Source organism: Paraburkholderia sp. PGU19, from assembly GCF_013426915.1.
In the GTDB taxonomy this organism is placed as follows: domain Bacteria; phylum Pseudomonadota; class Gammaproteobacteria; order Burkholderiales; family Burkholderiaceae; genus Paraburkholderia.
On sequence record NZ_AP023182.1, the window covers coordinates 481,086 to 501,455 of the forward strand.

The following is a 20,370-nucleotide window of genomic DNA, read 5'->3' on the forward strand; positions in this document are numbered from 1 at the left end:
TCGGCTTGAGCTTCGACCGCGCCACCGGCGGTGACGCGCGCGTGCTGGCCGGGTTGCTGCTGCTCTGGGGCGTCGTCGCGACCATGGGCAACCTGGCCGCCGGTCGCTTGACCGACCGCCTTGGTGGCCGCCGCATTATCAACGCGGCAATCGCCATCGTCGCAATCGACTTCGTGCTTTTGCCCTGGACCTCGGCCTCGCTCGCGACAGCCGTGCCCGCCCTCGTCGTTTGGGGTGTGTGCGGCTGGGGGCTACTCGTGCCGCAACAGCACCGACTGATTAGCATCGCGCCCACCTCGGCGCCACTGTTGCTTGGGCTGAATTCAGCCGCCATCTCTATCGGGGTATCGATGTCGGGGGTCATCGGTGGAGCCGCGATCACCTGGTTCGACCGCCATAGTCTCGGGCTCGTAGGCGCGGTCTTCATCACTGTGTCGCTGGTCGTCGCTGAATGGGCACACCGGAGCATCGCGCAATCCGATCGTCAGCCGGCTGAAACGGTCACCGCTCCATAAAGGCCGTTTCTATGCCCGCGTTGAAGCGCGTTAGCTGGGCCAGCCTTCGCAGTTTGGGAACAGTGGAGCGTTGGGATGCTGGGGATGCTCCTCAGGATCGGGGGCGCGAATAGTGATTCGCGCGCTTTAGTGAATGCATCGCATACGACGGAGGCTGTCGCCCGCAAACCGTGCGACGGGTAAAGCCAGACTTTAGTCAGAGAAATGAGGCGGGCCAATGGCGCCTCCTGACCGCAAAGCCCACCGAATCGTCCGTGGGTGACCTTACCAGGCAACTGCTCGACTCAGATCCAGCAGTTGCCTGGTGCCGGCACGATCGTCGGCGAAGGGGCGCTCTGAGTCAGAGGGCCCTCCCCAAAAACATGCACTTTTGCATCCCCGTTGATGCCGTGAGCGACCGACTCGACCGTGCTGGTCGATGGCGGAGCGGCGAATTGCATGACGCGTCTCTAAATCAGGCAGATCGAAGATGTGTGTAGTCCTCACGTCTGGCGCATTTGAGCCGATCAAGCATGGCATTGATTCAATGGAGTATGGAGAAAGAAACAGCGCATATCTAAACTGTTTTCACCGTTCACCTGTTATTCGAATCATGCTCTCTATCAACAATTTGCTCTCCTCGCTTAGCCGCGCCGACCGACTTGGCGTCAACCTGGTCCGCATATCCATCGCCGCTGTATTCATCTGGATTGGACTACTGAAATTTGTGCCGTTCGAAGCAGACAGCATCACACCTATGGTCGCCCACAGCCCGTTCATGTCGTTCTTCTACAAGCATCCTGATCAGTACAAGGAGCATATGACGCAGGAAGGTCAACTCCGGACGGAGCAGCGTGCCTGGCAGACCGACAACAACACCTATCGTTTCTCCGACGGGCTCGGCACGGTCGAACTCACCATCGCGCTACTCGTTTTGCTGAATCCCGTCTCACGTCGTGCAGGTCTCGTTGGTGGCCTTCTATCGTTTCTCACGCCGGTCGTTACGCTGTCTTTTCTCATCACAACACCTGAAGCGTGGGTGCCCGCGCTCGGCGATGCTCAGCACGGATTTCCCTATCTCTCCGGAATGGGACGACTGATCTGGAAAGACACGATGATGATGGCAGGCGCGGTCGTCGTGATGGCCGACTCCGCGCGCGCACTGCTGCAAGAAAGAGGCTAAATTTGTTGAACAGTCGGAACGCGTTGCTCGGCGGTGATGGTATGAATGGCTGGACGGGCTATCGAGCGGCCGTCCCGCCGCTGACGGCAACACGTTCCTAAGGCCGATCATTTCGGCTCCATGGACAGCACGGAATGACCGTTCCGTATCCGGTATTTGCCCTTGGAACTGCATCTGTTCGACCGGCAGCAATGGGTCGGCCACGGAAGTGGGCGGGACGGCCCGGCGACGCGCGATGATTGGCGAGCTACGAACTACCCGGATCGACCACAAGCTGCCTTTCGCGAACTCCGTCGCTCATTCTTTCGAGCGCCCTCGTCCACGCCATGGTGCAGCAACCGGTTCGGCCGTAGGGTGTATACGACAGCAGCGATGCTGATGCTCGGACACCGCTTCACACCAAGGTTGATATCGTCGCTGACAATGCTCTCGAATGAGATCTAATGCGCCGCTTTGAGCTTGAGTCCAGGCCGGACGGTTATTTCGCGTTCTTCGCTGCGACCCTTACGCTGGTCGGAGACTTGCTCCACTCCCTTGGTCATCACTTCCTCTACGAAGGCCAGACGGGCTCGGAAGTAATCTGCGCGTATTTGCGCATCGATTACATGTTGCTCGGCCTGAAACAGGTCCATGCGCAAATCTTTCAACTCGCGTCCGGCCTGCTTCTCTGGAGTTGGAGCGTGATGTGCAATCAGGTTTGCAAGCAGTCGCAACATGATTCGGTCCCCTGTCTCTGGTTGTTCTTCGCTGACGTCTACGCGCATTGCGTGTTTGCCATTTACTGATCGTTCGCACGCAGTGTCTGTGCGGCTTGCCACACGAGATACGAATACTATGCAGCGCTCCGGGAGTTTACGTGCTGAAAGATACGGCCTTCCGGACCGGACTGTCGTTGGCCGCGTACTGGATGTCTCGCATGGCAAGAGCGACTGCCAATCAGGGACGTACAGCAGCAGGCGACACTTTTCCTGCAACGAACACGACAAGGGTTTGTTGAGGTGCGTACAGCGGCTTTGATCTCCAGTGCCTGAGGTGGGGTAGTCCGGTACCGCGAGGCCGGCGGCGCGCCGAAGCACGTTGTTGGCCGCCTACACGGCCGACGAACGCCTTCCAACTACGTTTTACGCGGTGATGAGCAGATTGCAGATTGGTGTTAAAGAATTTGTGGAAAGACGCCGTTATCCATGCATGTTCCAACGAGGCCGTCGACTTGGTGCTGACATGAAAGAGCAAACGTTTGCCCGAAGACTATGGTTGTTGCTGCTCCCACGCTTCGTCGGTTTCGCCTGGATCACGGGATTCGACATCTGGTTGTTGCGACAGGTGCACCGGTCGGCCGGCGTGCCAGTTCCAGCACGGCAAAGGCGTGGGGATCTCCCGCTGCCGGTGCGTGTCGCCCGGATTGTGTGCTACCGGTCGCGATGGCGGAACACGTCGCGACGCACAAGGAACCGAGAGCCATATCAGCTGGCTGAGGAAAGTTATGTTCGACGCTGAAATTGCGGCCACGCTCCTGAACCGCTGGGACAGCAAAGGTGCGCACCCCGAATACCGATCGCCGCTGGACCTTTTGCAGGAGGGCAGACTGCATTTCAAGCGTGATGCCGGCGATATCCAAGCCCGCGATTTCGCCACAGACGGCTGTCTTCGCATCGAGTGTCTGACGTTCGCCGACGGCTCTCGGGCATTGCGAGTGGCCGACGCAAAAGAACAGAACGCCTGGTCGCGGTGGACGGCGGCCGAGCCTGCCTGAAAAGAGGGAAGTGATCGCGTGAGTGGACTGGGTCGACATTCCGCCGGCTTTGATCCCGCGTTGGGTCAGCGCGACTGGCGGCTTCCTTGCGCCGAATTGGTTCCACACAAACGCTGTTTGCTCGTTGGTAGAGGAACGCCGGTCTGTTGCGAGGGGCGAGCGGGGCGCCGCGTGGCCCCAGGAACGGCGAGACACTATGTGACTTTCTGGGCTTGGGACGATTGAAGGAGGTACGCGTGGATTTCGTAAAGACAGAGATCGAACAACTTGAGAAGGCGCTGAACGCCATAATTCATCGCCCTCAGCTTATCCGTCGCGAGTACTGGATATCGCAGATCGAAAGCCTGCTCAAACGCTCCAAGCTGTCGCCGCATGATCAGCAACGACTGGTCGCACTGCTTGAATTGCTCGGTACCTCGCCGGCGGAATTCAGCTCCGCCTGTCAGTGACGAGCGTCAGGATGCGGAACACGTCCGCCGCGACCTGATCGGGGTGCGTCCGGCCGCGTCCGCATGTCCCCGGCAATCCGCGTCTCGCGAGCTCCATGTTGATCTCGGATTTACACCATTCCGCCAAAGCCCGCCGCCTTACCCATTCGTCAGCGCGACGGACTTCGTTCGGACCGGTTTCCGGGACCGAGGCCTGGCTCCCTGAAATAAGTCGAAGGCAAATTGATCATGCGTACCCGGCTGTCCCGCAGCGACCGTCATGTCGCACCTTCGCCAGAGCTCATCACGGCAATCAAGAACCTCTACATTGTTTCAAGTGCTGCCGCACAGTTGGGTGGACACGGATTGGAGGTTCGCGAGGCACAATGGCGTGCCCTGGCTCAAAAAACCGAGATGGCGAGAGTGGTCCTCGATCAACAGGCAACGATACGTGACACGGATGGGATCGCGGCATTCCACTGCTTGGCAAAAATGTGTGAAGACGTCCTTGCACTTTATACGATGCGTCGGCCGTTCCCAGCCACCATATGGCGTGAAGTGGGCAGGCTTGGGCGTGAAGCTTACGAATGCATCGATCTGTTCGCCCCCTGTCAACGAGCAGCCGGTGCTTGAATCTCCCGCCATCCTCCGACCGCTCATCGGCAGGTCACATGATGCAGGCACTACTTTCGCCTCGGGCGCCAGGTGACATAATGTTTTTCGGCACGGTGCGTGCCGCATTCTGAAAACCGCTAGCGAGGGCAATCATGCCGCACTCATCGGAAGCATCCGTGATGTCGTTCATACCGCTCGTTCTCCTTTCCCTGATATTCGGTTTCGTGGGTCACTATCTGGCGAAGGACAAGGGGCGTCCTGTTGTCAAATGGACGATCATTTCGTTTATTCCCGTCATCAACTACTTCTGCATGATCTTCCTGATTGGTTGCTCTAACCTGCGGCTTGAGCGCAAACTGGACGAACTTCTCGCGGGTCAGAAGTCACGCGCAGACTATCGGTAAGCGATTGCTCCTGAAGTCAGGAAGCGCGCGTCTCGCTGCCGTCCTGCCCCTTGATGCGCGTAACACTGACCGTGTCAGGTGGCATGACGGTACAGCGACGGTCCGCTTCCAGAAGCCTGGTCTCCCAGAAAACGACGCCCCGACGCGCGAGCCGCGCGGCATGAATTTCGACCATTGGTGCCTTGCAGCGCACCGGCTTCATGACATCAATACTGTCGGGCAGAAGTCGGCCCAGATTGTGTCAAAACGCATTTTTGAAGGACTCAAATACTTCATCCGATAGCAGAGGGATCCGTATGTCGGCAAAACCAGACGGTTACGGACCCGCCGGACCTCTCGTTCGACGTCGCACAGGCGACCGTCGTTCAATCGGGGTACCATGTGGGTAGATGAACATTAGTATGTCGTTGAGTCATTGCATCGATTCGTGGACGAGTCGTTATATCCCATCACCATGAGCAGCGAGTTTCGAGTCCTCTTTGTTGGCAATAGCTATACAACGAGAAACGATATGCCAAGGATGCTTGTCAGCCTCCTTGAGGCGAGCATTCCCGATATGCGGGTGAAGGCAGATGTACTCGCATTTGGCGGAGCATCGCTTGCGGCGCATTGGAACCGGGGCGAAGTCCAAAAGCTTCTAGCCGCCGAGAAATGGAATGCGGTCGTGTTGCAGGACCAAAGCACGCGACCGCTCCGTGCATTGAAAAGCATGCAGGAACATGTCCGAAGATTTGTCGATGAGATTCAAACCTCCGGTGCGAAGCCATATTTGTACATGACTTGGGCTCGGAAGAATGACCCGGCGTCGCAGGCAAATATCGTAACGGCGTTTCAGGGTTTAGCTAAAGCGACCGGGGCCAGAGTTATCCCAGTCGGCCTGGCTTGGGCTCAGTTTCGCAGGCTGCGACCTGAAATCGACCTATACGAACCCGATGGAAGTCATCCATCAGTAATAGGGTCATATTTAGCGGCGTGTACTCACTTTTTCTCGTTGGCCGACATTGAAGCAGTCTCCGATGGGGCAGCCGAAAATACATTAAGTACTTTCGACCTGAATTTGCTTCATGAGGTATGTAAGACGACCACAAGAACTGATCGAACATTCCGCTCGAATTAGTTAGCCATCCCGGCAGCTGATCATCCGGCTCCGCCCGGTCGTCGATTCATCAGCCAGTTGGTGAGCCAATGAAGCTAAAAATGAAGTGGCTTCGGAGAGTCGGCACACCGCACGCCGGCTTTCTCGCGCCCAAATAACGTCACCCTTCGAAGGCTTTCATGCTCAAGGGTGGGATTTGTCTGTTACGCCCTGTCGACGACCTCCACGGCTTCCTTTGCCGTCCCCATGGCCTGCTGCTGGAACGCCGTACCCGCATCTCGCATAGCCTCGAGGCCCTTCGACCAGAACGCGGCAAACGTGCCGCTTTGCAGTGGCGCGTTTTTGCCGAGATTGTCTGCGAGCGCTTGACTTTCCCGAACGTACTCACTCACCTGCTTCTGGCTCTGCGCGAGCAGTTGACTGCTGGTCTCGGTGACAATTTCATTGACGTGGCGCCAGTAGGCTTGCGCCTTCTCTGTCGTCGCCTCGTTCTGTCGCGTCTGCAGTTCAAGCAACGACTGGGAGTCTTTGGCGGATACAGCCTCAGAGAGGACCGCCTGGTTTTCGAATAACGAGGCTCTTGCGGCCTGTATGTTTAAATCCACCAGCTTTTCAAAGCCCGGATAGGCAGTGTTCAAGAATCCAAAGAGCGCATCCATGCCTGCTTTCTGTGCTGCAATGAACTGTTCAGGGACTTGCGCAATCATTTGTGTGACTCCATGTCAGAATCTTTCGGTTATCGACTTCCGTCCTCGCAGTGCAACGATGTCTGGCAGCTATTACCAGTTACCATCCGCGTTCTTTTTTCTGTTGCAATTTTTTTGCACCGCAGCAACCCTATTCTTTCGGGAGCACACCGTCAACCAGGGGAAATCACGCGGTCGTGTGGCTGCCACGTCGCTGTTGGCGAGGGCTTGGTTTAGGAAAAATGTTGGCAGACCTATATTTATCCGGACGCCAAGTCGTAGCGATGCAGTGCTCGAGGCTTGACGCAATTTGCCGAAGATGCGGCGGATGGACCACGGCTCCGGGGGCTGATTCGAAGAATGCGAACCGATACGGCATAGACCGGATTGCAGTAACTTGTCCGGTTCCCCAAGGTATGGCAGAGATACACTATCAGATGACACAAGACGGAGTTCGAGATGCAGGGAAGATTCAGGCAGTAGTTGATGCAAGGTAGGCGCCGAATGGGTAGCAGCGCATGACGTCCTTCCATCAAGGAGTCAACGAGGAGCAAGACATGGAACTTAAATGTGTTGTGGCGGTTGTTCGGCCGGACGTTCTGCAAACTCTGGAAAAGAGGCTCGGCGCTATTGATATCCACGGCATAACCGTTAGCAAGGTAAAAGGGTTCGGCGCGCATCCAAACCTGTTTGCCGATGATTGGACGACCGAGCACCTCAAAATCGAAATTTTCGCCCAGGCATCGGACGTTGAAACCCTCGTAAGAGCAATCATGGATATCGCGCACGTCGGGCCGGCCGGAGACGGCATAGTCGCGATTATTCCCGTCGAAAGGTTTTTCCGCGTCCGCACGCAGTCTGAGGCAATACCTTGACCTGACGGCTCACGCCGATGGTCCTGAGTGCGGTCGCCATGGCTCTGGCACGGGAGGCCGAAAAAGACAACGTTGCAGACTGGGTCCGTGCGTTGCTCGATGAAATGAGCCGGTTTTGTCGCCGGCCATTCCATCGGAGCTTTAAATGGCACACGAACAGCATCAATCTCGCACCTCGGCCTTCGACACATGAGCGACGGCTTGCGACCACTGCTCTACGGCAACAGCCCGACAGCTTTACTGTTTTGTGCAAGAAGAAGCTCAGGCCTTTGTCATTGAGGGTGCTGTCGCCAAGGCCGAGTCCGGGCCCTCGGGAATTTGGAATCCGCGGTAGACGCCACGAGCAGAAGTGAGTCAGGACGTCGACCCCGGCTGGGGCCAAGGCCACCCCTTCTTCTCGTCAGGCGCATCCCACTCCACAGACGGCGCGACCACGACCGACACCTCGACCGGACTCGCTTCCTCAATGGCAGCGTGCGCCGGTTCTTCCGAAGTGCCGCTTTTCATCGCGGGAAGCCCGGTCCCAAACCAGCGTACCTTCTTCTGCATCTCGGCGACATAGGCCTTCCAGCCGGAAGGATTGCCATCAAAGAGGTCATGCTGAACGGTTGACGCCAGCGCATTGCGGTTGAGTTCGGCCTCGAGCAGTTCCTTTGGCCACAGGAAGAACGCGCTCGCGAGGCGCTCGCTGAACTCGGCCACCGTCATCTTCCGGTCAAGCACACGGAGGTACCCGAAGTCCCGCAACGAATCCTGTTCCATCGCGAGTTGAGCCACAAGCGAATCCGGCCGACCCGTCTTGGATAAACAGCTCAAAGCTTCGAGCATGTCCCCGAGGTGAAGCAGCAGTTCCCGTCTGTCAAAGCGGTCGTCCATCGCGACTCTCCGTTCGTTACGTTGTTGTTCATTGATACTCGTCGTGCTGAGGTTGTCATGAATCCAACTTGGCCTTCACCATGTTGTCCGCCCTTAGCATGCCCGGCAACGCCTCAACGAAGAAGTCTGCCTGCAATGCCGCGCCAGCCTTGACGTCGTATTGCGAGAAGTCCCGGACACCAGCCGCCAATAGCACTTCGTCATCGAGAAAGAAATTTCCCGAGCACTCCCTGGATGGGCGCGTCAGGATATAGTGGGCCGCGTCGGCGACTATCTCCGGCTTGCGACAAGCAGCAATCATATCGGCGCCGCCAATCTCGTTTCGTACAGCAGCAGTCGCAATAGCAGTTCGCGGCCACAGCGAATTTACGGCGACGCCACGGTCCTTGAACTCACCGGCCAGCGCCAGTGTGAACAGGCTCATCGTGTATTTGGCAATGGTGTATGCCGGGAAATCCTTAAACCACTTCGGGTCTGTGACCAGCGGAGGCGACAGCGTCAGGATATGTGGATTCGGCGAATTGAGGAGGTGAGGCAGGCAGGCCTGAGCACAGACAAATGTGCCTCTCCCGTTCACCCCGTGCATCAGGTCGTACCGCTTGACGGGCGTATCGAGCGTTCCCGTTAGTCGGATGGCGCTGGCATTGTTCACGAGTATGTCGATGCCCCCGAACACCTCAACGGCCCTGGCAACCGCACCCTTTACGCGTTCCTCATCGCGGATGTCGACGACCAGCGCAAGCGCCTTTCCGCCAGCAGCTTCGACGGCGGCCGCCGCTGTATGTACCGTGCCCTCGAGCCGCGGGTCCGGGTTGGCCGTCTTCGCTGCAATCACAATGTTCGCGCCGTCGTGTGCCGCCCGGAGTGCAATGGCGAGTCCGATACCGCGACTGCCACCTGACATGAATAGCGTCTTGCCGGCGAGGTTCATGGTCGTCTCCTTCATACTTGCCCTGGTACCTGGTTACGTACGAAAAGCGGCGTTGCTGCGAGTCAAAACAGCACGACTGAAGCCAAACGCCGTTACTGGACGGCTGCGCTGCTTTCACGACTTCTTGACTGGAATGACCTGTCCTGTGATGTTCTCGACCAGACTTCGGTTGTACGCCTGGGCCACCACCGCGGCGGGGGTACCTGCGGAATAGGCCTGTCCCATCGCGGCAAGCGTTTCTGAAACCCAGCCTGGGCTGACGGCATTAACCCGTGCTTTGCCCCGCAATTCGAGAGCTGCGGACCGGACGAACGCCTCGACCCCTGCATTCACGATGCCCACTACGGCACTCCCTGTGACCGGATGCAGGGAGAGAATGCCGCTGGTGAGCGTCAAGGACCCACCTTGGGTAACGTGGCCGCCCGAACAACGGACCAGATTGACCTGCCCCATCAGCTTGTTGGCCAGGCTGAACGCAAAATCTTCATCCGTCAGCGATTCAAGCGGTGCGAATTTCGCCGCGCCCGCAGCGCAAATCACGGCATCAACGGTTCCGAGCTGCTGGTACATTGAGATGATGGACGCTTTGTCTGTGAGGTCCACGAACTGGTCTGGGCCATTGCGGCTCGCGCCAATGACCTGGTGTTCAGGCGAGAGCAGTCGAACGATTTCCTTGCCGATTAGTCCGGTTGCGCCAACTATCAGCACGCGCATAGGTCCTCCTTATCCGGAAGGGTCGCGCCAGCGCGGAGCGACGCATCGCACGTGGCGCAGAGACGAATGAATATCGTACTACTGTCCGAGGCGACGCGAACCAAGCGTTGCCACCCGGGTTCTCGTTCGCAAACATGGAGCTTTGCCGACCGTGTTTTGTCAAGGTTGGAGGTCTGACATCAGAACTTGCGGATTTGCCTTGGCATCGGGAAGGACGCTTTACCGCTGGCGTCGGGATGGGTGTCGACTCGGGGCTACCGGACTTTCGCGGTACGGTGGGATTCTGCGCGTACCCGGCCGTGAAGCTTGCCGGTTTGAGCTTCGAAGAGATTGCGTAGCCGTCGGCAATGTGGTGCATGCCCTTGCCTGACTGGGGCTTCTACGGTCACCGACTCGCGCTATACCGGAGCACCGAGCCCCATGCGGGCTTCGACATTCTGCACTTCTGGGCCGCGCGCATGGAGAAGGGAGGCGTCTTTACCAGCAACGTGGACCGGCAGTTTCAGAAAGCAGCGAATCTGGACAGCTGTATCGCCGAGCGCTACGCGGGTTTGACGCGAAAACATTCTTGTGTTCTGGGTCTACAACTCGATTGAAGACCGGACAGAAACCCAGTTGCAAATCATGACGGGGTGGCTCGCGCGTGTTTCGACGCTCGTCTTTGTCGAGCTTCGTGCAGCACGCGCCATGCCGACTGTGTTCTCACGCGCTCGGAGTAGTATGGTCACGTACGCCTAACCACCAGGAGGGGAGACGATGACTACCTGTCAGCAATGTGGTGGCCAAGGAAAAATCACGTGCGAAAAATGTGGCGGGACGGGGAAGGTGCAGATAACCGAAGTCGAGACTGTTTCAGACGTGTCTCACACGTCCAACACCATCACGTGCCCGAAATGTGACGGAGAGCGGTGGCAGCTCTGCCATCGGTGTTACGGCTCCGGAGACGTCCATGAAAACGAGACCTCTGATGTTTTCGACCCCGAAGGCAGAGATACTTGACTTCCTCGGAGAGCGCCCGGAAGACTCAATTGGCAATCGCAGTTGCGATAGAGGTGTTGTTGTGCGCGCCGCATAGCCCCGCGTTCTGGTAGCGCGTAAGGCGCCTTTACAACCGACCCGTCTATTGCACGCCGAACAGGGGGCAACCGCTTGACGGTGTTGGCCAGCCGAAGGCCAAACCGCGCAGGACACTGGGCCCACTGGCGCATTAGTTTGGGTAACCGCGACTCCCAACTGGCTCGGCGCCAAGCATGCGCAGCAATACTTTCCCGTCTACGGTCAGCGCCAGCGCGGCATCACCGTCTTCCGACATGATGACCTGGACCACCCCGGCTTCCTGTAGCGCAATGACGTCCGGCGTTTCAATGTCCGTCAAAACCGACGCGTTGCGCAGGCGAAAGAGCGTCGCGAGTTCGTGCGCGCTCAGCGTCACGGGGTGCCTTCTATGAGCACGATGCGGCGAAGAGCTGCCGTCATAGTCTTTTGCTTCCATGACCGTGTCATCCCCGCAAGTTGTGTTATGGAGTCCCAGCCCATCGGACGAGCGCTGATTCGGATAATGAATTGTGACCAATCCAAGCGACGATAGGGGAAACCATGCGGTTTCCCGCGTAACTGCTTGTAAGTGCTGACGCGACCAGCGCCGGACGCGTCTACGAATGACATTCTGCTTCGTTGCAGCCAACAGCACTGTCAGCGAGTGCACAAACTGTTGGTATATGTGTCCGGAACGCGATGACAAAAGCCCGCGCAGCGGTCGCGAATGTATCTTCAATACACCGAATCCCAGCTGGTCTCTCGAAGCGTCAAGCTCACGCTGAGACGAGCATCAGCTCGACGCCCACCGATTCGGTGCCGCTATCGTCCTCGGCATCACCGCGCAGGCGACCGCCAGCTTTGCGGTCGGTGCATTAGCCGTGACGCTGCGAGGAGTGCGGTCATGTCGACAATGGCCGTCAATTTTTCCTCGGAAACGCACCGGAAGCGGCGATAGACTGAGACATCCGCATCCGTCCCGGGAGCTGGGCATGACCTCGCAAACCTGCCACCGCGTCGAACTCGCGCGTGAGCAACTGGAGATGGCCCTTGTCGCGTTCGTAGAGCGCCATCGCTTCGCCTCGGCCATTACCCTGGCCAGTGCGGCCGAACGTGTACTGGGCGAGGCGCTGCGGAACGCGGGTAAGCCGGTGGGCGTGGACTGGAAGTTCGATGCGGCCGACCTGGCGCACACGAAGCTGCACGGCCGGCCACTGGACCGCAAGACCTTCAATGACGCGGAGACCTGTGTAGCCAATGCACTGCGGCACTTCGATAGAACCAATGCGCCCGACTTCGAGGCCGACCTCGAAGAGGCCGCGTGCTGGATGCTGGTGCGGGCCTGCGAGAATGCGCACCGGCTCGGGCTGACCGTGCAGGGCGTCGACGCGTTCGACGACTGGTTCTATCAGCATACCGTCGGCGTCTGAGCACGGGGCGGCCCGAAGAACAACAACTTCGGAACGCTTACTTCGCGACTACGCGGCAGACGTTTCCTGACGGAGCGCATGAATGATGAGGAAGCAGTTGACCGCCGCCGCAATCGCGACCTGCCTTGCGTTGGTAGCCGTCTGGGCCCAGGCTGGAACTGTCGATGTCGACTACAAAAATGCGACCTTCCGCATCGACAACGAAGACGTGAAGTTGTCGAATGGCAAGCGAGCGGTACCGGCCGCGCCTGGCTCAGCGACGCAGCACGTGACGCGTGTGTTCGGCAAGCCCGTCGGTGGCCGGCTTGACTCGAAGCCTGCTGCCGCGATATTCCTGACGGACGAACCAGGCGGTAGCGGCATTTTCAATTATGTTGCGGTGGCATTCGGTGACTGCAGTATGACCAACGCTGTCCTCCTTGGCGACCGCCTCATGCCGCGTTCGATTGTGTTCCACGGCCGCTCCATCGTCGTCACCTATCTGGACCGAAAACCGGACGAACCCATGGCTGCCATACCCAAGGTGACGAAGAGCATGACGCTCGGCTTTGATTCCAAGACCTGCCGGCTCGCCGAATAAGAACACGGGACTGCGCGGCTCGCAGCGCGTGGCGAACCCAACAGGCTTTCGTGCAAGCCATCCCATCCGGGAGCGCTGACCGGTCCCATCGAGCTTCCAGTCCAGGCCCGCCAGCTTGCCGAAGCGCCTGGCCCAGTAACACGTTCGGCCACGGTGGCCAGGTTGACGGCCGAGGCGAAGCGGTGGCGCTCCAGGAACGCGTCGGGCGTCATCTCCAGCTGCTCAAGGGCCGACCTGGTACACACGAAGATGCACGGCCGGCAGCTGGACCGCAAAACCTTCAATGACGCGGAGAACACGTGCGGGTGAGTCCGATTATGTCAGGGCATGGGCAGGTTGTAGTTGCCAGTAAATGGACTAGGCTACCGGGACCAGGTCACCGACGAACAACACTACCAAGGACGTCGCCATGCTTACGCCTGAAAGGTATCGCACAGCTTTCCGCCACCTCGTTTTCGTCACACTCAGCATCCTCTTCGTCGCGCTCTCTGGACCTGCACACGCGCAGGTCGAGCGGATGGAGGTCATTCCATTCCAATCCACCACGCCGACCGACGCGGAATTTCTGGAGGGCCGACCCGGGAAGCCCGTCACCATCGCCGGTGAACTACGGCTACCGAGCACGCGCACTGAGCGATTCCCGGTCGTTGTTCTGCTGCATGGCTCGGGCGGCATCTCAAGCTACGTGACGGACTGGGAGCAAGACCTGCTTGCGATGGGCGTCGCCACCTTCACCATCGACAGCTTTACCGGTCGCGGCATCGTCAGCGTCAACAATGACCAGTCCAAGCTCGGACGCCTTGTACAAGTCGAAGACGCATATCGTGCGCTGGAAATACTGCAGAAACACCCCCGAATCGCCCCCGAGAGCGTGATGCTCATGGGTTTCTCCCGGGGTGGTCACGCTGCTCTCTACGCCAGTCTTAAGCGGTTCCGGGAGATGCATGGCCCGGCATCTGGCCAGGAGTTTGCCGCTTATGTGGCCTTCTACCCGTCTTGCAACATAGGGTATCTGCGGGATGATGACATCTCGGCCAAGCCGGTGCGGATATTCCACGGAAGTGCAGACGACTACGTTCCGGTTGCACCGTGCCGGGAATACGTCGGTCGGCTGCAGGCGACCGGCAAGGATATCAAGCTGACCGAATACCCCGGGGCATATCACGTCTTTGATGGCAAGGCGTTTGCGATGCCGCTGAAGCTGGCACAAGCGCAGACGACAAGGAACTGCAAATTGCAGGAAGCGTTGCACGGAGAAATCCTGAATGCGGCGACGAACAAACCCTTTACGTATCAGGACTCGTGTGTCGAGCTTGGTCCGACCATAGCCTATAACCCGGAGGCATCGGCGAAGGCGCGGGCGGCGGTCAAGGAAATCATGACCGCGAACGGTGCCAAGCCGAATTGATAGTGAGCGCGCGTGCTCGTCGCGCAGCGTTCGAGCCGGTGTCAAGCTTCACCCACCTGGTCACGACCGGCGGTGGCCCGTGTTCACTCCGGGCTTGCGCAGTCCTTCTCCGTGCAACGGTTCGGACATTGCGCGCGACCGGTACCGCATTTCTCCTGTCGGCGCTCTGCGCCGCCTGCGCGACCCCACGCCCATCATCTGGCGCCAGGCTGTCCACGCGGGAATATTTCGGCACGGCGCAGGGCCATGACGTCACCGACACGGTCGAGTTAATCCACAACGCCCAGAATGCCCGATGCTTCGACAAACTTGCCGCCCTTAGTGACCGAGCCGCTCGCCGCATAGCGCTCGAGAGCCCCTTCCTGTTCTCGAACCACATGCCCCACAAGACGTAGCCTCTGTAGGTCTCACTTTCCATTCGCGCTTGTCCTCCGATGGACACCGCCCGCTGCCGGCCCGGAGCGCCGAGTGTCGATTCCGGCCATCTTCAGCGTTGCGTCAATCATTTTCAGCTCCTGGCCGAAGTCAAGCGCCCATTCTTCGCCGTCGCACCGCACGGTCATGCCGTCGTGCAACGAAATCAGATAGCGCGCCTTGTACAGGGCGTCCACAAGCCCTGATTCACGTTCGGCCTACCGGACCACCGTCCGCTTTCATAATGGAGAGTCCTTTTCAAACTTAGTTCGTCGGGCTGTGGCTCTAATTGCGAGATACGTGGTCCGACTCTCCAGAACTGGCTGAAAATGGGTCAGCGTTTCAACTAAAAACCCACGATACGGGCGCTCGTTCCATGATGCGGGTAATTCCGGGCTGCCTTAATGCAAACGGCAGATTAGGATGGGTTTTGAGACATGTGGCTAGAGGCCAACCTTTCCTTTGATGCATATAAGCGTAATGAGCGACGAGCTAAGCGACGACAAGTCCAATTCGATACAGGTGATAGCCCGGGCAGCCAGGATTCTGAACGTCCTCAGTGTTGAACCCGGAGGTATGCGTCTGGCCGAGATTTCGCGAATAGTCAATCTTCCCCGTTCGACGGTTCAACGTATCATCTCGGCGCTGAGCCAGGAAGAGCTTGTCCAGGCTGACCGCGGGGAAGGTGTGAGGCTCGGTCCTGCCTTAATGCGAATGATTGGGCGAGTCCATACCGACGTCGTGGCGATAACGAGACCTCACCTCGAACTTCTCTCCAAACAACTGCGAGAGACTGTAGTTCTCTGCCGCGTTAGTGGCCGACGTCTCGCATATGTGCATGCTGTTGTCGCAGAACACGTTTTGAGAGTAACGCCCGGGGTTGGGGGCGACCTTCCACTTCACTGCACGAGTGGCGGCCGTGCGCTATTAGCGCTTCACACGGGCCTGGTTGACGAAGCTTTCCTCGGCGCAAGTTTGGAAAAGATGACAGAGGCCACGGTAACCGATATCGCCGAATTGAGACACATCGTGGCGGAAACCCGTGAAGCCGGATTCGGCTGGGAGTCGGAAGAATCTATTGTGGGCGTCTCGTCAATGGCGGTCGCAATCGATACCGTCCATGGGCAATATGCTGTCGCGGTCGTGGCGCCCACATCTCGAGCACTTCCTCTGAAGCACGAAATGGCTGAACGTTTGCTCAAGCTAAAGGCGGACTTGAGGGTCGAGTTAGGCGGCAGCGACCACGACAACTAGTCTCGTCCGGCATGGGCAGATGAACGTCCAATGTCATCTCTAATATTAGTACAACTATTAGTTGTAGGGGTTCGCTCGTTCCCGGCGAACGAGTGCTCGACATGTACCAGCATTTTCTCGATGCGGATGTCACCGATACCAAACGCATCCAATTTATGGAGACTGACCATGCAAACTGAAACCATGCACGCAATGCGACTACACGAGCCCGGAGGGAACTTTCGGCTCGACGAGATTGCAAGGCCACAAATCGAACGTACGACCGACGTGGTCGTGCAAGTGAAAGCGTCGGGAATTGTTCCGAACCTGCGTAATGTCATGCGCAGCTACGGCGACCGCGCCTACCTCACGGTGCCTGACTTGCCTGCAATCTACGGACTCGACACCGCTGGGGTCATCGTGGAGGTCGGCAGCGATGTCGCGGGATTTGCCGTGGGTGACCGCGTTTATATCAACCCAGGCCGCTCGTGTGGTACGTGCCACGCTTGTCGAGTTGGAGACCGTATTAGCTGCCAGGCCTTCACATTTCAAGGGTACTTTGGTTTCGGACCACGCTCGAAGGAAATTTATCGGCGTTACCCATATGGCGGCCTGTGCCAGTACGCAACGGCTCCCGCTGACGGGTTGGTGAAGTTGCCGGAACAGGTCAGCTTCGAGCAGGCCGCGCGTTTCGGTTATCTAACGAAATGCGCGCATCTGCGAATGCATCAGCTGGAGTAGCTTGTTCGAGGCGACGGACAGCTTTCGGCCGACGCGCGTTACGAGCTGTGCCTCCGCGTTTGTAAGCAGCGGATGATCAATGGGAATCGCGAAGAGTTCTCCCGCGTCCAGCTCAGTCGAGACGGAAAACGCCGGCAAACATGCAATGCCCAGCCCCGATTTGACGAACTGCTTGAGGATGGATATCGAGTTGGTTGTGACGATCGGATCAAGGCGTATTTTCTCGGCAAACTCGACGGCCTCGAGCATCTGCCTGGTACCAAAAGAGGGATGCGCCGCCGCCAGCGGAAAGGACGCCAGCTCTCGCACTGTCATCGCTTTTTCACGTTGCGCGCGAGGAAAGCCCGGGCCAACGATCGCCATCAGTGGCTGCATGCGCGATGCCCTGCAGACAATCTTGGGTTCGGGCGGCGGGTTGTAAACGAGCCCGATATCACCCTCGTCTTCGGTAATCTTGCGCATGACCTCGTTCGTTCCGGCGAGGTCGAGATTGACCTTGATGCCCGGATAGTGTTTGCAAAACTGCTGCATCGGGCCCGACAGCATGTCGGATACGAATCCCTCGCCGAGCACAACGTTGACGTGCCCCGTGCGCAAGCCGCGCAATTCCTGCAAGCGGCTGATGAGGTCCTCCTTGTGCGCCATCTGCTCGCGGTAGTACTCGATGAGGTACTCTCCGGCCTCCGTAGGTTTCACTCCGCGGGCATGCCGCTCGACCAGCGCGGCATCGAGTTCTCGCTCCAGTAACCCTATCTGTCTGCTCACGGCCGAGGGCGCGACGTTCAGCCAGTCTGCCGCTGCGCGAATGCTGCCGAATCGTACGGCTTCGTAGAAATAGACAATCCTGCTCTCCGTCAGACTCTCTGCCATGAGACCTCATCGTTCGAATTTTTAGAACGCTTCGCAAATTGGTGTTTATTGATTATAGGTTTTCGAAAGCCCAGTATGGAAGCCAGGCAGTCGGAAACGTGGAATAGCAGCCACGGTACGAACTGCGAAATCAAGAGACCTGGAGCTAGAAACATGAAGACGGTTGGAGTAATTGGTCTGGGCAATATGGGGCGCGGGATGGCGCTCTCGCTCAAGCGAGGCGGTTTCGACGTGCTCGGCTATGACGCCGCGCCCGGCGTTGCAGACAAATTGCAGAGAGACGGCGTTCAGGCGCGCGCTTCCATCGCTGATATCGCGCGTAATTCCGACGTGCTGATTCTTTCGCTGCCGACTTCCGAAATCGTCGAGCAGGTCGTGCTCGGTGTAGGGGGCGTTGCCGCCAGTGCGAAGCCGGGCCTGATCGTCGTGGACACGACGACTGCAGAGCCGGGCAGCACGCGCAAGGTTGCTGCCGCCCTCGCTGAGCTCAAGGTGGGCTTCGTCGACGGTCCTGTCAGCGGTGGCCCCAAGGGTGCAGCGACTGCCACGATGACGATGGTTCTGGGTGGTGCCGACGAAGACGTCGCAGCAGTTGAGCCCGTCCTTGCCGTGATGAGCGCCAAGCGCGTCCACGTCGGCCCCGTCGGTGCGGGTCATGTCACCAAGATCATCAACAACATGTTGACGGGTGTTCATCTTCTGGCCGCGAGCGAAGCCGTTCGGGCCGCCGAAGCGAATGGCGTCGACCCGGAAAAACTGGTCGAGGCACTCAATGGCGGCTCGGGTAAGAACAGCGCAACGCTGACGAATTATCCGACGTGGATTTTCAACGGCAAGTTCGACTCGGGATTCACGATGAAGCTCATGAGAAAGGACGTGCGCCTTGCGATGGCGCTGCTCGAGAGCGCGCACGCTACCGCGCCGATCGCGAAGGAAGCTGGCCGTCTGTGGGCCGCGAGCGCGGACACCATCGGCGATGCAGAAGACTTCAACCGCATCGTCCAGTTCATCGACAAACAGTAATCGCCAGATATCCGGAGCCATTTTCAGATGAGCAAGAACGCAGAAGACCTTCTCGTGGCGTTTCAGCACTTCTTCCCGAATGCAAAGACCATCGGTTCGTATGTCGGCGGCGAACTGGTGGAAGGCGCGGGTGAAACCATTCAACTCTTCGACGCCGCTACGGGCGATGAGAGCATCGCGTATAAAGACGGCGGCGTAGCCGTCGTCGAACAGGCCGCCGCCGCAGCCGTGCGCGCGCAGAAACAGTGGTGGGCGCTCACGCATGCGGCACGCGGCCGTGTGATGTTCGAGATCGCCCGCGAAGTGCGCGCGGAAGCGGAAGCCATCGCGCGGCTCGAATCGCTCGGCTCGGGCAAGCCGATCCGTGACTGCCGCGGTGAAGTCGCGAAGGTCGCCGAGATGTTCGAGTACTACGGCGGCTGGGCCGACAAGTTCTACGGCGAAGTGATTCCCGTGCCGACCTCGCATCTGAACTACACGCGCCGCGAGCCGGCTGGCACCGTGCTGCAAATCACGCCGTGGAATGCGCCCGTTTTCACATGCGGCTGGCAGGTCGCGCCCGCTATCTCGATGGGTAACGCAGTGCTTTTGAAGCCGTCCGAACTTACGCCGACCAGCTCTATCGTCATCGGTCTGCTCTGCGAGCGCGCGGGCGCGCCGAAGGGGCTCGTGAACGTGCTGGCAGGTCTGGGGCAGACCGTCGCGCAGTCGGCCATCGCGCACAAGGCCATCAAGAAAGTGGTGTTCGTCGGCTCGCCGGCGACGGGCGCGCGGATCGCCGAGGCGGCTGCCAAGCGCGTGCTGCCGTGTGTGCTCGAACTGGGTGGCAAGTCTGCCAACATCATCTTCGGCGACGCTGACCTGAAGCGCGCGGCACTGACCGCGCAGGCGGCCATCTTCGCCGGTGCTGGCCAGAGCTGCGTGGCGGGCTCGCGCCTGCTCGTGCAGCGCGACGTCTATGACGAGTTCGTCGCGATGGTTGCCACGGGTGCAAAGAAAGTCAAGGTTGGCGAGCCGCTCGACGACAGGACGGAAGTGGGTCCGATCAACAACCGCAGGCAGTACGAGCACGTCATGTCGATGATCGACAAGGGCGTGGCGGCGGGTGCAACGCTCGCATCGGGTTCGCAGGAACGCTCGAGCGCGGGCTACTTTGTTTCGCCGACGGTGCTGTCGAACGTCACCAACGAGATGGCAGTCGCGCGTGAAGAAATCTTCGGGCCGGTGGTGGCAGCGATTCCGTTCGACACGGAAGACGAAGCCATCGCAATTGCCAACGATACCGAGTTTGGCCTCGCCGGCGCAGTGTGGACCACCGACGTCGCGCGCTCGCATCGCGTGGCAGCGCAAGTCGATGCCGGCACTTTCTGGGTGAATGGCTACAAGACCATCAACGTGGCGTCGCCGTTCGGCGGCTTCGGTTTGAGCGGTTACGGTCGTTCGAGCGGTGTCGAAGCACTCTACGAATACACGCAGACGAAGAGCGTCTGGGTCGAAACCGCGAAGGAACCACCCACGGCCTTCGGCTACCTTTAATCGGCAAGGTATCCTCCCCGCTCTATCGGGGAGGATCGTCAATTT

General features: G+C 58.8%; 22 protein-coding genes and 2 pseudogenes. 16 read left to right on the plus strand and 8 right to left on the minus strand.

Annotation, left to right across the window (positions count from 1 at the left end; genetic code table 11):
- Positions 1-5: 5 nt before the first annotated feature.
- Together H1204_RS53100 and rclC are read left to right on the plus strand one after the other, a co-directional pair.
- Complete coding sequence (locus tag H1204_RS53100; RefSeq protein WP_346015798.1) at positions 6-515, plus strand: hypothetical protein; 510 nt, start codon at positions 6-8, stop codon at positions 513-515.
- A gap of 592 nt (positions 516-1,107) precedes the next feature.
- Positions 1,108-1,677: a reactive chlorine resistance membrane protein RclC gene (gene rclC / locus H1204_RS42580; protein WP_180736089.1), complete on the plus strand. Its 570-nt coding sequence runs from the start codon at positions 1,108-1,110 to the stop codon at positions 1,675-1,677.
- 440 nt (positions 1,678-2,117) lie between these two features.
- On the opposite strand, the gene H1204_RS42585 is transcribed toward rclC, so the two are convergent.
- Positions 2,118-2,393, minus strand: a complete 276-nt coding sequence (locus H1204_RS42585; protein ID WP_180736090.1) for a hypothetical protein — start codon at positions 2,391-2,393, stop codon at positions 2,118-2,120.
- 767 nt (positions 2,394-3,160) lie between these two features.
- Here H1204_RS42585 and H1204_RS42590 point away from each other — a divergent pair.
- From H1204_RS42590 to H1204_RS42610, 5 genes are all read left to right on the plus strand, one after another.
- Entirely contained in the window at positions 3,161-3,430 is a 270-nt protein-coding gene (locus H1204_RS42590; RefSeq protein WP_180736091.1) for a hypothetical protein, read from the plus strand.
- 236 nt (positions 3,431-3,666) lie between these two features.
- A complete protein-coding gene (locus H1204_RS42595; protein ID WP_243469095.1) occupies positions 3,667-3,879 on the plus strand; it encodes a hypothetical protein in 213 nt (70 codons plus the stop codon).
- A 228-nt stretch (positions 3,880-4,107) separates the two neighbouring features.
- Complete coding sequence (locus H1204_RS42600; protein ID WP_180736092.1) at positions 4,108-4,491, plus strand: hypothetical protein; 384 nt, start codon at positions 4,108-4,110, stop codon at positions 4,489-4,491.
- A gap of 134 nt (positions 4,492-4,625) precedes the next feature.
- Positions 4,626-4,877 carry a hypothetical protein gene (locus H1204_RS42605; protein ID WP_180736093.1) on the plus strand — a complete coding sequence of 84 codons (252 nt, stop codon included), beginning with the start codon at positions 4,626-4,628 and terminating at the stop codon, positions 4,875-4,877.
- A gap of 511 nt (positions 4,878-5,388) precedes the next feature.
- Positions 5,389-5,994, plus strand: coding sequence for a hypothetical protein (locus H1204_RS42610; protein WP_180736094.1), 606 nt, complete (start codon positions 5,389-5,391; stop codon positions 5,992-5,994).
- Between the two features lie 182 nt (positions 5,995-6,176).
- Here the strand turns inward: H1204_RS42610 and phaP are convergent, their stop codons facing one another.
- On the minus strand, positions 6,177-6,680 hold the full coding sequence (phaP, locus tag H1204_RS42615; RefSeq protein ID WP_180736095.1) for a TIGR01841 family phasin: 504 nt from the start codon (positions 6,678-6,680) through the stop codon (positions 6,177-6,179).
- A gap of 536 nt (positions 6,681-7,216) precedes the next feature.
- Between phaP and H1204_RS42620 the strand changes: the two genes are divergently transcribed.
- The gene (locus tag H1204_RS42620) at positions 7,217-7,534 is read left to right on the plus strand and encodes a P-II family nitrogen regulator (RefSeq protein WP_180733773.1); all 318 of its coding nucleotides are present in this window, start codon (positions 7,217-7,219) and stop codon (positions 7,532-7,534) included.
- Positions 7,535-7,888: 354 nt separating this feature from the next.
- Here H1204_RS42620 and H1204_RS42625 read toward each other — a convergent pair whose 3' ends face one another.
- The 3 genes from H1204_RS42625 to H1204_RS42635 all read right to left on the minus strand — a co-directional run bounded on the left by H1204_RS42625 (position 7,889) and on the right by H1204_RS42635 (position 10,055).
- Positions 7,889-8,410, minus strand: a complete 522-nt coding sequence (locus H1204_RS42625) for a hypothetical protein (protein ID WP_180736096.1) — start codon at positions 8,408-8,410, stop codon at positions 7,889-7,891.
- A gap of 55 nt (positions 8,411-8,465) precedes the next feature.
- The gene (locus H1204_RS42630; RefSeq protein ID WP_180736097.1) at positions 8,466-9,341 is read right to left on the minus strand and encodes an NAD(P)-dependent oxidoreductase; all 876 of its coding nucleotides are present in this window, start codon (positions 9,339-9,341) and stop codon (positions 8,466-8,468) included.
- A 114-nt stretch (positions 9,342-9,455) separates the two neighbouring features.
- Complete coding sequence (locus tag H1204_RS42635) at positions 9,456-10,055, minus strand: short chain dehydrogenase (RefSeq protein WP_180736098.1); 600 nt, start codon at positions 10,053-10,055, stop codon at positions 9,456-9,458.
- Between the two features lie 173 nt (positions 10,056-10,228).
- Here H1204_RS42635 and H1204_RS52100 point away from each other — a divergent pair.
- Positions 10,229-10,567 (plus strand): annotated as a pseudogene (locus H1204_RS52100) (Sir2 family transcriptional regulator); the annotation flags it as partial.
- A gap of 695 nt (positions 10,568-11,262) precedes the next feature.
- Here H1204_RS52100 and H1204_RS42640 read toward each other — a convergent pair.
- A complete protein-coding gene (locus tag H1204_RS42640; protein WP_180736099.1) occupies positions 11,263-11,487 on the minus strand; it encodes a hypothetical protein in 225 nt (74 codons plus the stop codon).
- A gap of 595 nt (positions 11,488-12,082) precedes the next feature.
- Between H1204_RS42640 and H1204_RS42645 the strand changes: the two genes are divergently transcribed.
- The 3 genes from H1204_RS42645 to H1204_RS42655 all read left to right on the plus strand — a co-directional run bounded on the left by H1204_RS42645 (position 12,083) and on the right by H1204_RS42655 (position 14,508).
- Complete coding sequence (locus H1204_RS42645; RefSeq protein WP_180736100.1) at positions 12,083-12,520, plus strand: hypothetical protein; 438 nt, start codon at positions 12,083-12,085, stop codon at positions 12,518-12,520.
- Positions 12,521-12,617: 97 nt separating this feature from the next.
- Complete coding sequence (locus H1204_RS42650) at positions 12,618-13,100, plus strand: hypothetical protein (RefSeq protein ID WP_180736101.1); 483 nt, start codon at positions 12,618-12,620, stop codon at positions 13,098-13,100.
- A gap of 409 nt (positions 13,101-13,509) precedes the next feature.
- Positions 13,510-14,508, plus strand: a complete 999-nt coding sequence (locus H1204_RS42655) for a dienelactone hydrolase family protein (RefSeq protein ID WP_180736102.1) — start codon at positions 13,510-13,512, stop codon at positions 14,506-14,508.
- A 407-nt stretch (positions 14,509-14,915) separates the two neighbouring features.
- On the opposite strand, the gene H1204_RS42660 is transcribed toward H1204_RS42655, so the two are convergent.
- Positions 14,916-15,119, minus strand: coding sequence for a hypothetical protein (locus H1204_RS42660; RefSeq protein ID WP_243469096.1), 204 nt, complete (start codon positions 15,117-15,119; stop codon positions 14,916-14,918).
- 283 nt (positions 15,120-15,402) lie between these two features.
- On the opposite strand from H1204_RS42660, the gene H1204_RS42665 reads away from it, so the two are divergent.
- Positions 15,403-16,176, plus strand: a complete 774-nt coding sequence (locus H1204_RS42665) for an IclR family transcriptional regulator (protein WP_180736103.1) — start codon at positions 15,403-15,405, stop codon at positions 16,174-16,176.
- Positions 16,177-16,359: 183 nt separating this feature from the next.
- Positions 16,360-16,857: pseudogene (locus tag H1204_RS42670) on the plus strand (alcohol dehydrogenase catalytic domain-containing protein); the annotation flags it as partial.
- Here the strand turns inward: H1204_RS42670 and H1204_RS42675 are convergent.
- Positions 16,855-17,766, minus strand: a complete 912-nt coding sequence (locus H1204_RS42675; protein WP_180736104.1) for a LysR family transcriptional regulator — start codon at positions 17,764-17,766, stop codon at positions 16,855-16,857. The pseudogene H1204_RS42670 and the gene H1204_RS42675 sit on opposite strands and share 3 nt — an antisense overlap.
- Before the next feature lie 153 nt (positions 17,767-17,919).
- Between H1204_RS42675 and H1204_RS42680 the strand changes: the two genes are divergently transcribed.
- Both H1204_RS42680 and H1204_RS42685 read left to right on the plus strand, forming a co-directional pair.
- Positions 17,920-18,789 carry an NAD(P)-dependent oxidoreductase gene (locus H1204_RS42680; RefSeq protein ID WP_180736105.1) on the plus strand — a complete coding sequence of 290 codons (870 nt, stop codon included), beginning with the start codon at positions 17,920-17,922 and terminating at the stop codon, positions 18,787-18,789.
- Between the two features lie 27 nt (positions 18,790-18,816).
- Positions 18,817-20,325 (plus strand): aldehyde dehydrogenase family protein, encoded by a 1,509-nt coding sequence (locus tag H1204_RS42685; protein WP_180736106.1) that lies wholly within the window; start codon positions 18,817-18,819, stop codon positions 20,323-20,325.
- The last annotated feature ends 45 nt before the right edge of the window (positions 20,326-20,370 follow it).

What these genes read in the sequence shown, in the direction of transcription:
- H1204_RS42610 (WP_180736094.1), top strand. Translation starts at nt 5,389, where the DNA reads ATGCCAAGGATGCTTGTCAGCCTCCTTGAGGCGAGCATTCCCGATATG.
- H1204_RS42665 (WP_180736103.1), top strand. Translation starts at nt 15,403, where the DNA reads ATGAGCGACGAGCTAAGCGACGACAAGTCCAATTCGATACAGGTGATA.
- H1204_RS42675 (WP_180736104.1), bottom strand. Translation starts at nt 17,766, where the DNA reads ATGGCAGAGAGTCTGACGGAGAGCAGGATTGTCTATTTCTACGAAGCC.
- rclC (WP_180736089.1), top strand. Translation starts at nt 1,108, where the DNA reads ATGCTCTCTATCAACAATTTGCTCTCCTCGCTTAGCCGCGCCGACCGA.
- phaP (WP_180736095.1), bottom strand. Translation starts at nt 6,680, where the DNA reads ATGATTGCGCAAGTCCCTGAACAGTTCATTGCAGCACAGAAAGCAGGC.
- H1204_RS42655 (WP_180736102.1), top strand. Translation starts at nt 13,510, where the DNA reads ATGCTTACGCCTGAAAGGTATCGCACAGCTTTCCGCCACCTCGTTTTC.
- H1204_RS42645 (WP_180736100.1), top strand. Translation starts at nt 12,083, where the DNA reads ATGACCTCGCAAACCTGCCACCGCGTCGAACTCGCGCGTGAGCAACTG.
- H1204_RS42590 (WP_180736091.1), top strand. Translation starts at nt 3,161, where the DNA reads ATGTTCGACGCTGAAATTGCGGCCACGCTCCTGAACCGCTGGGACAGC.
- H1204_RS42625 (WP_180736096.1), bottom strand. Translation starts at nt 8,410, where the DNA reads ATGGACGACCGCTTTGACAGACGGGAACTGCTGCTTCACCTCGGGGAC.
- H1204_RS42680 (WP_180736105.1), top strand. Translation starts at nt 17,920, where the DNA reads ATGAAGACGGTTGGAGTAATTGGTCTGGGCAATATGGGGCGCGGGATG.
- H1204_RS42630 (WP_180736097.1), bottom strand. Translation starts at nt 9,341, where the DNA reads ATGAACCTCGCCGGCAAGACGCTATTCATGTCAGGTGGCAGTCGCGGT.
- H1204_RS42605 (WP_180736093.1), top strand. Translation starts at nt 4,626, where the DNA reads ATGCCGCACTCATCGGAAGCATCCGTGATGTCGTTCATACCGCTCGTT.
- H1204_RS42620 (WP_180733773.1), top strand. Translation starts at nt 7,217, where the DNA reads ATGGAACTTAAATGTGTTGTGGCGGTTGTTCGGCCGGACGTTCTGCAA.
- H1204_RS42635 (WP_180736098.1), bottom strand. Translation starts at nt 10,055, where the DNA reads ATGCGCGTGCTGATAGTTGGCGCAACCGGACTAATCGGCAAGGAAATC.
- H1204_RS42685 (WP_180736106.1), top strand. Translation starts at nt 18,817, where the DNA reads ATGAGCAAGAACGCAGAAGACCTTCTCGTGGCGTTTCAGCACTTCTTC.
- H1204_RS42600 (WP_180736092.1), top strand. Translation starts at nt 4,108, where the DNA reads ATGCGTACCCGGCTGTCCCGCAGCGACCGTCATGTCGCACCTTCGCCA.
- H1204_RS42585 (WP_180736090.1), bottom strand. Translation starts at nt 2,393, where the DNA reads ATGTTGCGACTGCTTGCAAACCTGATTGCACATCACGCTCCAACTCCA.